This window comes from Actinobacillus ureae ATCC 25976 (genome assembly GCF_000188255.1).
GTDB classification, from domain to species: domain Bacteria; phylum Pseudomonadota; class Gammaproteobacteria; order Enterobacterales; family Pasteurellaceae; genus Actinobacillus; species Actinobacillus ureae.
In genome coordinates this window covers 1,256,420-1,267,379 of record NZ_GL831080.1, presented here as the reverse complement: position 1 = coordinate 1,267,379, position 10,960 = coordinate 1,256,420, and the positions used below count along the sequence as shown (strand labels likewise).

At 39.8% G+C, this 10,960-nt stretch carries 6 protein-coding genes and 1 pseudogene; 6 read left to right on the top strand and 1 reads right to left on the bottom strand.

Translation table 11 applies throughout. The features are described 5' to 3' along the window. Positions 1 to 106: pseudogene (locus HMPREF0027_RS11975) on the bottom strand (IS1595 family transposase); the annotation flags it as partial. Between the two features lie 156 nt (positions 107 to 262). Between HMPREF0027_RS11975 and seqA the strand changes: the two are divergent. The 6 genes from seqA to mepA all read left to right on the top strand — a co-directional run bounded on the left by seqA (position 263) and on the right by mepA (position 10,950). After that, a complete protein-coding gene (gene seqA / locus HMPREF0027_RS05940; RefSeq protein WP_005623004.1) occupies positions 263 to 823 on the top strand; it encodes a replication initiation negative regulator SeqA in 561 nt (186 codons plus the stop codon). A 9-nt stretch (positions 824 to 832) separates the two neighbouring features. Beyond that, positions 833 to 2,260, top strand: a complete 1,428-nt coding sequence (gene menE, locus HMPREF0027_RS05935) for an o-succinylbenzoate--CoA ligase (RefSeq protein WP_005623003.1) — start codon at positions 833 to 835, stop codon at positions 2,258 to 2,260. Beyond that, positions 2,241 to 5,585: a mechanosensitive channel MscK gene (gene mscK / locus HMPREF0027_RS05930; protein WP_005623002.1), complete on the top strand. Its 3,345-nt coding sequence runs from the start codon at positions 2,241 to 2,243 to the stop codon at positions 5,583 to 5,585. The genes menE and mscK (HMPREF0027_RS05930) overlap by 20 nt, the downstream gene beginning before the upstream one ends. Before the next feature lie 17 nt (positions 5,586 to 5,602). Continuing rightward, complete coding sequence (mscK, locus tag HMPREF0027_RS05925; RefSeq protein ID WP_005623001.1) at positions 5,603 to 8,908, top strand: mechanosensitive channel MscK; 3,306 nt, start codon at positions 5,603 to 5,605, stop codon at positions 8,906 to 8,908. Between the two features lie 12 nt (positions 8,909 to 8,920). Further along, positions 8,921 to 10,003, top strand: a complete 1,083-nt coding sequence (gene aroC / locus HMPREF0027_RS05920) for a chorismate synthase (protein ID WP_005623000.1) — start codon at positions 8,921 to 8,923, stop codon at positions 10,001 to 10,003. A gap of 116 nt (positions 10,004 to 10,119) precedes the next feature. Then, positions 10,120 to 10,950: a penicillin-insensitive murein endopeptidase gene (gene mepA / locus HMPREF0027_RS05915; protein WP_005622999.1), complete on the top strand. Its 831-nt coding sequence runs from the start codon at positions 10,120 to 10,122 to the stop codon at positions 10,948 to 10,950. Positions 10,951 to 10,960: the final 10 nt, after the last annotated feature.

The window sequence follows — 10,960 nt, the reverse complement described above, 5'->3', positions numbered from 1 at the left end:
AATGCCGTAATAAATCTGCAGCTGTTCTGGCTGTCACTTCTGCAACAAAAAATTCAAGCAATCTTCTTTGTATAGATTTCTTTAATTTACAATGGGTTATCTTCATTTTTGTAGTATAGCATTCTTGCTAATCTACTACAGCCCCTTATTTTTTATTCAAATGTTTGGTTAAGATCCTGTAAAAAGATCTTGAATCTGTATTATAATGCCTAGAATTTTTTTCTAATCAAGTAAATCAAAACAAAAATATCAAGAGGTTAAGATGAAAACGATCGAAGTCGATGATGAATTATATCATTACATTGCAAGTAGAACCCAAGCAATTGGCGAAAGTGCGTCAGATATTTTACGTCGTCTGTTGCGTTTACCTTCATCACCACAACCTTTTGTACTGGTTCAACAAAACACAATTGATGAGCTGAAAGAATTAGCGAAACCGAAAGCGAAGGCGAAAAAGGAAGAGTTAATTGAAAAAGCGGTACAAAAAGTTGAGAAAGTTTTGAAATCAGATTCGTTTGTAAACGAAAATAAAAATGTTGCACGCTTTTTAATGTTACTTTCGGCGCTATATCATGCGAATGCACAGGGCTTTGCTCAAGCAACAGAAGTGGTGACGGGGACGGAACGTACTTATTTCGGTACAAGTGAAGCGACATTATTGAGTCATGGTAGCAGCGTAAAAGCGAAGCAGATCCCAGATTCGCCGTTTTGGGTGGTAACGAATAATAATACCGTACGTAAAGGTTTGATTCTTACCAGTGTAATGGAATCTATGGAGTTGCCAAAACACTTAATTGAACGTATTCGTATCTTATTTTCTTAATCGTCATTTATGGTAAATTTTTCCTTTTTCCCGACCGCTTATTGGACAGTGAATGCTGCGCAGAGGCAAGCTATTGTGTGGGAAAAGGGAAATACCGATTATTTTCCCTTTCTTTCCTCCTCACTTAGTTGGGCGGAGTTTCATCACTTAGTTTCACAAACGGCAAATCTACTCATTACTAAAGGCGTGAGAACCGACCAAGTTATTGCTTATTCCGGCACGAATCGGTTAACCGGATTGCTTTGTTATTGTGCAGCGATTGCAATGGGCGCACGTATTTTGATGTTAAATCCGGCATTAAGTGAAAGTCAGCGCCAAACGATCCTTGCAGAATATTCGATTGATATTTTGATTACCGATCAACACTTTGCAAATTTTCAGCAAAATCAGACCGCTTATCCTTTTTCGAATTGGGATGCAACTGAGCCGGCGACGCTTACGCTAACTTCAGGTTCTTCTGGAATACCGAAGGCGGTAGTTCATTCTGTACAAAACCATTTAGAAAATGCTGAAGGTGTGTGTGAATTAATGCAATTTTGCCAAACCAATTCTTGGTTACTGAGTTTGCCATTGTTTCATGTGTCCGGTCAGGGCATAGTGTGGCGATGGTTGGCGCAAGGGGCAACCTTGGTCGTGAATGAGCAGAAAGATCACTTCTTTGCTTGTTTGGATCGTGTCTCGCACGCCTCATTAGTGCCGACCCAGTTACAGCGTTATTTACAAACTAGAACAGAAAAAATCACCGAGGCAAAGAAATTCTTATTAGGTGGTACTGAGATTCCCAAAGCATTGGTAGCGCAAGCGCAGCAGCGAGGCATTACGTGTTATTCCGGCTATGGAATGACGGAAATGGCATCTACTATTTGTGCGGTTGAAAATGAATTGGATAATGTCGGTTATCCACTTAAAGGGCGGGAAGTTAAATTAGTTAACGATGAAATTTGGGTTCGAGGTAGTGGTTTAGCACTCGGTTATTTGCAAAAAAATGGTGAAATTAGACCGCTTGTCAATGAGGAAGGGTGGCTACTCACCAAAGATCGGGGCGAATGGGACTCTGCCGCTAAATTAGTGATGAAAGGGCGATTGGATAATATGTTTATTTCCGGTGGTGAAAATATTCAGCCGGAGGATGTCGAAAAAGTCATCTATCAATCCGGTTTGGTGAATCAAGTCTTTATTTTACCTGTCGAAGATGTGGAATTTGGTCAACGACCTGTCGCAGTGGTGCAATTTATTTCACCTGATTTTGCAAAAAATTGTGAAAATTTAACCGATTGGCTTGGCGATAAGCTCGAAAAATTTAAACAACCTATCGCTTATTATCCGCTTGAGCGTGTGCAGCCTCCTACACAAGGCAGCATAAAAGTTTCACGTGTACAACTACAAAACACATTAACTCAATTATTAGGAAATTATCATGATCAAACGTCTGTTTAACCCTTTCTTATTTAGCCTGACTTTAGTGCTTAGTAGTCATGCGCTTTGGGCTGCAGAATTATCGACGGAAAAAGATATCCAAACCCAAATCGATGAGACGAAAAAACTTGAACAGAATGAAGTCAATAAGTCTTTAATCAAAAGCTTGGAAGATACACAAGCACTTTTAACACAAATCACACAACAAAAAAGTGATAATTCCGCATTAGAAAAAGAGATTAAAGGTGCTCAGGCGGCGTTACAAGTCAGTAAAACGGATATTGCTAAATTACAGCATACACCTCAAGTTACATTAGAGTCACTGGCTAAATATTCACTTGATGAGCTGCAAAATCGCCTTGCTGCCGCTCAGTCAAGTAGCCAAACAGTACAACAAGATCTAACTACCATTAACGGCAAATTAGTGGCGCAAAACTCTGCGCCAACCAAAGCACAAACGGTGTTAACGACTAACGCAACTCGTAAGCAAGAAATTAGTACTTTGCTCGGTAATGTAAATACCTCACAAACGGAGAGAGCCAAATTAGAAACCGAATTAGCGTTACTTGATCTGCAAAATGCCTACAACCAGCTATTGCTGCGTGGCAGTGATGAATTGGCGGCACTCTATAATAGCCAGTTAGAAGAGAAGAAGTTAGTACAACAAAATATACAAAATGAGTTGAGTCAGCTGCAAAATGCAATTAATACTAAATTAGTGGAAGAATCTAAAAACAAGGTGGAGCAGGCGGCACAATCACAGCAAGAAGGTACAACTTCAAATACAAATCCGCTTATTATTAAGCAATTAGATCTTAATACACGTATTAGTGAAGAATTACTGAAGCAAACAACAGATCTCACCCAGTTATCACAGGATAATCTGCGGATTAAAGGCGTGCTTGATAATTTGCAACAAACGCAGCGTAACATTGAAGAGCAAATTAGCTCTTTGCAAGGAACATTGGTACTTTCGCGTATTATCAATAAACAAAGACAGTCATTACCCCAAGATCAGATGGTGAAAGGTTTATCCAAGCAAATTGCCGATTTAAGGGTGCGTGTTTTTGATCTTACCGAATTTAAAGACAGTATCTCTGATCCGAACGTCTATATTGCGAAATTAGAGAAAGATGAAAAAACCGAACTGACGGCTAAAGAGAAAGACCAACTCAAAAATATCTTGGCGGAGCGTTCAAAAATCTTAGCTGAAATGATTAAGTCTCTGAATAATCAGCTTAATTTATCGATCAATATCGAATTAAATCAGCAACAGGTTCAAACGATTAGTGATACGCTACAAAAGAAATTAGAGCAACAAAGTTTTTGGGTAAAAAGTAATAGCCCGATTGATTTGGATTGGTTTAAGAGCTTTTTAGCGGTAGCAAGTTTTCAGTTAAACGATCTAGCTAAAAAATTCGATTTTTCCAATTGGAAAGACAATATTATTCCTGCAAGTATCTTTGAGATTTTACTTGCACTAGGCGTATTTATTATTTCTCGCCGCAAAGAGCAAATCAAACAGCGCCTAACCCAAATTAATAACAGTATGAAAACGGTGGCAACAGATAGTCAGTGGAATACGCCGCTTGTGATTTTTTGGACCTTGATTCTCTGTTTACCAAGTACCTTTATCTTTTTGATGGTATTTATTTTAATCACCTACATTTGTTTCCAAGATCCGACAGAAGTATGGCCTTGGGGATTAAGAATGTCCGGGTATTGGCTCTATTTTGCATTTATGGTAGCGATGCTGCGCCCAAATGGGATTGGCTATCGACATTTCAATATGCCGCAAAAAAGTAATGCTGTGTTCCGTGATATTTTAAAACGTTCGGTTTGGGTAATCGGTTTAATGTTAAATACAGCGGTATTTAGCAATATTAACGAAATGGGAATTGCCTATGATGTGCTTGGGCAAGTATTTACCATTATAGTGTTAATCAGCATTATTTTTATTGTTGCACCGGGGTTTAGACAGGCGATATCAACCTATCAAAATGTTGCGGCCGATGAAGAAAGCCCTCGTAATCTATTATTAAATATTGCTCGTACGGTGTTATTTTTAGCACCAATTGCATTAGTGGTGTTAATCGGTTTAGGTTACTACTATACCTCCTTAATTATTATAGAACATTTAGTATCCACTTATTTTGCAGTCATTACTTGGATTATTCTGCGTAATGTGTTCTACCGTACGTTTAATGTGGCATCGCGTCGTTTAGCTTTCCGTCGTTTACAAGAAAAACGAGAACAAGCATTAGCGAAGGTAACGAATACTGAGCAGCAAATCGTACAATCTGAAGGTGATATTTCATTTGAATTACACGATGACACGTTAGCTGTAAGTGAAATTAAAGACCAAATGTTGAAGCTGACCGATCTTTTACTCTGGGCGTCGTTGTTCGGATTACTGTATTGGGTTTGGTCGGATTTAGTCACCGTAGCTTATTATTTAAACGGTGTGACACTTTGGCAGCAAGAAACCGATACGGCTACAGGTGTAGTAATGGAATCGATTACATTACTAAATCTGTTAGTGGCATTCGGTATTCTGTTTGTGACTTACGTGTTAATTCGTAACTTGAGCGGTTTATTAGAGGCTTTAGTGTTTTCTAATTTAAAGCTTTCGCAAGGGACACCTTATACGGTCACAACATTATTAACTTATTTATTGATTGTACTTGGTGCGACACTTGCGTTTGCAACGTTGGGAATGTCATGGTCTAAATTGCAATGGTTATTTACCGCATTATCGGTTGGTTTAGGCTTTGGTATGCAAGAAATTTTTGCAAACTTTGTATCGGGGATCATTATTTTGTTTGAACGTCCGGTACGTATTGGCGATATGATTACTATCGGCACGTTTAACGGTACGGTTTCTAAGATCCGTATTCGTGCAACGACATTAATTGATAATGATAGTAAAGAGGTTATCGTACCAAACAAGGCATTTATTACCGAGCGTATAGTTAACTGGGCGTTGACTACCTCTATGACACGTTTAGTGATTAGTGTGGGGGTTGCGTATGGTTCGGATCTGGATTTAGTTAAGCGTTTGTTATTACAAGCGGCGGAAGAGAATCCAAGTGTACTAAAAGATCCTGCTCCAGTGGCTTATTTCTTAGCGTTTGGTGCGAGTACATTAGATCATGAATTACGAGTACACGTTGGACAGATTTCAGATAGGATGCGCACGGTTGACGAATTAAATCGACGTATCAATCAATTGTTTGCTGAGCATAATATTGAAATTGCCTTTAATCAATTGGATATCTTTATTAAAGATCAAGCGACCAATGAAGAAGTGAAATGGGCAACGGAAAAATTTAACGATAAGAATTAGAGGTATAAAGCTTACTTATGATGTTTAAGAAAGCCTGGCAATTAGTATTACTTGGAGGTCTGTTTCCGTCTTTACTTTGGGCGGAAACCCAGCAACAAGCGGTTGAAGCAAGCGTCCGTAATCAAATTAGTGCGTTGCAAACCGGCACGCTTGATACGGAGCCTAGTTCTGCCGACTCGCAAACGTTAAGTGCAACATTGCAGTTTATTGAGCAGACTAAAAAGCAAAAAAGTGATTTAGTTGCGTTGGAAAAACAAATCCAAAAACTTCCCCAAGAGTTATTGGAAATTGAAGCTCGTATCAAAGATTATAAAGATGCCACGGACTCATTAAAAAATAGTGAGTTCAACGGGTTGTCTTTGGATAAATTAAGCCAAAAGCAGGTGGAGATTCAGGCACAACTACAAGCGGTACAAGTGACATTGAGTGAATTGGATAGTCGTATATCTAATGGGCGTAATCTTTTGTTGAATAATCAAAAGACCACTGAAGAAAATGTAGTGAGAGTGCAGGAAATCACTCGCTTAAAAAATAATAATCAAGCGAGCAAGCCTATGATGGATAGATGGAAAGCTGAGCTTGATTATATTGATGCAAATAATAAATTTAATGCACTACTCACAACTAATGTGGAAAAATTGATTGAATTAGATGAGGAGAAAAGAAGTGAAGCGACTGCTCAGCAGCAACTTCTACAGAAGCAATTGGCCATTTTGCAAGATGCCTTAAATGCTAAGCGGTTACAAGAGTCAGAGCAAAAAGCATTACAAGTTGAAAGCCAACAGGTCACGAGTGGTATTCAAAATTTCTTAATTCAAGATGAATTGGAGCATAACCGAGAATTAAGTCAATTCTGGGTTAGACAGACACAAGCGTTAAATGCGTTATCGCAAGATGATTTGCGCACAAAAAATGTATTGGAAGGCTTGGCACAAGCGCAGCGTAATATTGAAGAGCAGATTAGTGCATTGCAAGGTACATTAGTGCTTTCTAAGGTGATTAATCAGCAAATGCAGGCATTGCCGACAGCGAAATTGAATAATGACTTAGCTACCTCAATTGCGAATGTGCGTGTGCATATTTTTGAATATTCGCAGCAACGAGATCAACTATATAATCTTGATGAGTATGTGCGAAATATTACATTAGCGCTTGAAGAACCGCTGACTTATGAAGAAAACTTGGCGTTGACTAAGCTATTGAAAGAACGCCAAAAATTGCTTGATGATATTATTAAGTCATTAAACAGCCAGCTAAACGTTTCCATTAATATCGAAAATAACCAAAAACAAATTGATGCGATTAGCAGTACGTTGCAACGTAAATTACAACAACAAAGTTTCTGGGTAAACAGTAATAATCCGATGGGGCTGGATTGGATTAAGGCTTTTCCTAAATTAGCATTTTCTGAAATAGCGGAATTAACGAAGTACATGAGCTTTAGTAATGTCAGTAAGAATCTGTTACCTACGGCATTATTTACCGGTTTCTTTTTGTTGATTTCATTTTTGTTGAATTGGAAAAAGAAAGCGATAAAAGACCGCTTGTCAAAGATTGCAAGCCAAGTTAATACATTAAAAAATGATAGTCATTGGTACACACCGGAAGCAATGTTTTGGACATTGTTGCTTGCGCTACCAAGTGCCTTAATGTTTTTTACTGCTTATAACCTTATCGCCTTTTTATTCTTTGATGATCCGATTTCCGCATGGCGTTGGGGTGTGTGTTTAACTTTATATTGGTGGTTCTTTGCAACGGCTTTATCGCTATTACGCCCGAATGGACTGGCTTATCGCCATTTCGGTATGCCGCAAGAAAGTAATCGTATTTTCCAACGCATCATCAAACAATCAATTTGGATTATCGGCTTATTATTGATCTCTTCGATTCCGTCTCAAATTGAGATGATCGGCTATCCAAACGATGTAATTGGGCAGGTAATGTCTATTGTTGCTCTTGCACTATGTCTGTTTGTCGTGCGTCCATTATTGGATAGAGGGATTACCGAATACCAGAATGCAAAAACTGAAGACGGCACAATTCGCAATGTGAGCTTATTTAAGTTATTGCGCTTGGTATTGATTGTTGTACCGATCTCATTAATTGTGTTGATTGTATTCGGTTATTACTATACGGCAATTTATTTGATTACTCATTTACTGAATAGCTATTTTGTGATTCTGATTTGGGTATTCGGACGTTATTTTGCTTATCGTGCGGTAACTATTTCGGCACGCCGTTTAGCTTACCGCCGTTTGCAGGAAAAACGTCAAAAGATCCGTGAACAAGCAGTGGATCCGGCAAATAAGGATGAAGTAAAAGAAGAGGAGTCGATAAAACTTTCGGTGGTTAACCAACAAATTTTCCGGATTACCGATCTCATTGGCTGGGTGGTTTTATTTGGTTTGCTCTATGTGGTTTGGTCGGACTTAATCAGTATCGCATATTATTTAGATGGTGTAATTTTATTCGAAAGTAATGATGGAGATAAAGTTGAGGCGATCACTTTATTAAACCTCATGCGAGCTTTCTTGTATGTGGTAGTGACTTATGCGTTGGTCAAAAATATTGCCGGTATTTTAGAAGTAATTCTGTTCTCACGGATCAAATTATCTAAAGGTACGCCACAAACGATTACTACCGTTTTTATTTATACGATTGTGGTTATCGGTGGGGTATCGGCATTCTCGGCGTTAGGTATTTCGTGGACGAAAATTCAATGGATTTTCACGGCGCTATCAGTGGGTCTTGGCTTCGGGGTTCGCGAAATTTTCGGTAGTGTGGTATCGGGTTCAATTTTATTATTCGAGCGCCCGATTCGTGTCGGCGACAAAGTGACCGTAGGACAACATACAGGTGTGATTACTAAGATCCGCTTGCGTTCTACCACATTACTCAATTCGGATAATATGGAAGTGGTATTACCGAACCAAGCATTTGTTACGGATCGTTTTATTAACTGGACATTAAATAATACGATTACCCGTTTACAGTTCTTCTTGAATGTACACTTAGAAGACAATCTGCAAAAAGCAAGGGAATTAATCTTGCAAGCAATTGCAGAAGCCCCTAAAGTAGTGTCTGAACCGAAACCGGCAATCAATATTCTGCGTTTTCACGATAATGCGCTAGAACATGAAATTGAAGTGTTTGTCGGAGAGTTAGGCGACCGTTCGGAGACCCTAACATTCTTACATTATCGGATTGTTGAATTATTAAGACAAAATCAAATTCGCTTCGCTTTCAAACAGCTGGATGTCAATATGCATACGGCAATAGAAGAACAACAAGCGGTCAAATTTAGTGAATACTTAGCAAAATAAGAAGGAAGCATTATGGCAGGCAACAGCATTGGACAATTATTTAAAGTAACCACATTCGGTGAATCGCATGGTATTGCATTAGGTTGTATCGTGGATGGCGTTCCGCCGAATATGGAACTGTCGGAGGCGGATATTCAGCCCGACTTAGATCGCCGTAAACCGGGGACTTCACGCTATACCACACCTCGTAGAGAAGATGACGAAGTACAAATTCTGTCCGGCGTATTTGAAGGCAAAACAACTGGTACCAGTATCAGTTTAATCATTAAGAACGGTGATCAACGTTCGAAAGATTACGGCGATATTGCTGATAAATTCCGTCCGGGACATGCGGATTATACCTATCAGCAAAAATACGGCATTCGTGATTATCGTGGCGGTGGCCGTTCTTCAGCGCGTGAAACGGCAATGCGTGTTGCAGCTGGTGCGATTGCAAAAAAATATTTACGCGAGCAATTCGGCATTGAAGTACGTGGTTATTTATCACAAATTGGAAATGTAAAAATCAATCCGGAAACTGTGGCGGATATCACTAAAATCGACTGGCAACAAGTAGAAAGTAATCCGTTTTTCTGTCCGGATCCGGTTGCCATGGAGGGGTTTGACGAGTTAATTCGTGAATTGAAAAAAGACGGCGATTCTATTGGTGCAAAACTTACCGTAGTGGCGGAAAATGTACCGGTTGGATTGGGGGAGCCAGTGTTTGATCGCTTAGATGCGGATCTGGCTCACGCACTCATGTCAATTAATGCAGTAAAAGCGGTTGAAATTGGTGACGGTTTTGCTGTTGTTGAGCAACGTGGTAGCGAGCATCGAGATGAAATGACACCGGAAGGTTTTGTCTCAAATCATGCCGGCGGCATTTTAGGAGGGATCAGCTCCGGCCAACCGATTATTGCACATATCGCATTAAAACCGACATCCAGTATTATGGTACCGGGACGCTCGGTGAATTTAAATAATGAACAAGTCGAACTGGTTACCAAAGGACGCCATGATCCTTGCGTTGGTATTCGTGCAGTGCCGATTGCCGAGGCGATGACAGCGATTATTTTATTGGATCATTTACTTAGATTTAAGGCACAATGCCGTTAAGTCGGTTATAATTAAAACAAGCGGTCTGATTTGCAAGATTTTTTGCAAAAATGACCGCTTGTACTTTATTTATTAAAAGACAATTTTTAGAAAAATACTCTTTATAGAAAGCATTTATGAAAAAATTTAAAACTGTTTGGTTATCGGGGTTCCTTAGTTTAGCTGCTTCAGCTCAGGCGACACTTTGGGAGCAAATTCGCACGCCGGTTGCCGGACAACCGCAAGCGATTGGTGGTTATAGCAACGGATGTATTATCGGAGCACAACCATTAGCTTTAAAAGGCGAGGGATATCAAGTTATTCGCTCGGCACGTAACCGTTTTTACGGACATCCTGACCTACTATCATTTTTACAACGTTTAGCTAAAAATACGAAGAACGCAGGTTTACCTCCGATCTTAATCGGCGATATGGGAATGCCAGCGGGCGGACGTTTTTCTTCCGGTCATGCAAGTCACCAAACCGGCTTAGATGCGGATATTTGGTTTAGATTTGGTCCAATGGATGCAGAAACGGCGAAGAATCCGGCAGGTTTAGCAACATTAATGGTAAATCGTGATGTGCAGGTAGTTGATGAGCGAGTATGGACATCACAACACGCAATGATGGTGAAATTAGCGGCGCAAGATATTCGAGTGGATAGAATCTTTGTTAACCCGGCGATTAAAGTGAAATTATGCAATACCGCCGGTTCAGACAGAAATTGGTTACGCAAAGTGCGTCCTTGGTACGGACACGATTCGCATATGCACGTGCGTTTAAGTTGCCCGCAAAATGCGCCGAATTGTGAAAACCAAGCTCTAATTCCGGCAGGCGATGGTTGTGGTTCAGAGCTTTATTCTTGGTTTGAGCCGGCACCGGCAGGTTCAACCGCATCCAAACCGAAAGTGTTACCGACACCTCCGGTTCAATGTCAGATGATTCTTTCATCGCAAGGACTTAATTAATAAAAAGGGG

What these genes read in the sequence shown, in the direction of transcription:
- seqA (WP_005623004.1), top strand. Translation starts at nt 263, where the DNA reads ATGAAAACGATCGAAGTCGATGATGAATTATATCATTACATTGCAAGT.
- menE (WP_005623003.1), top strand. Translation starts at nt 833, where the DNA reads ATGGTAAATTTTTCCTTTTTCCCGACCGCTTATTGGACAGTGAATGCT.
- mscK (WP_005623002.1), top strand. Translation starts at nt 2,241, where the DNA reads ATGATCAAACGTCTGTTTAACCCTTTCTTATTTAGCCTGACTTTAGTG.
- mscK (WP_005623001.1), top strand. Translation starts at nt 5,603, where the DNA reads ATGATGTTTAAGAAAGCCTGGCAATTAGTATTACTTGGAGGTCTGTTT.
- aroC (WP_005623000.1), top strand. Translation starts at nt 8,921, where the DNA reads ATGGCAGGCAACAGCATTGGACAATTATTTAAAGTAACCACATTCGGT.
- mepA (WP_005622999.1), top strand. Translation starts at nt 10,120, where the DNA reads ATGAAAAAATTTAAAACTGTTTGGTTATCGGGGTTCCTTAGTTTAGCT.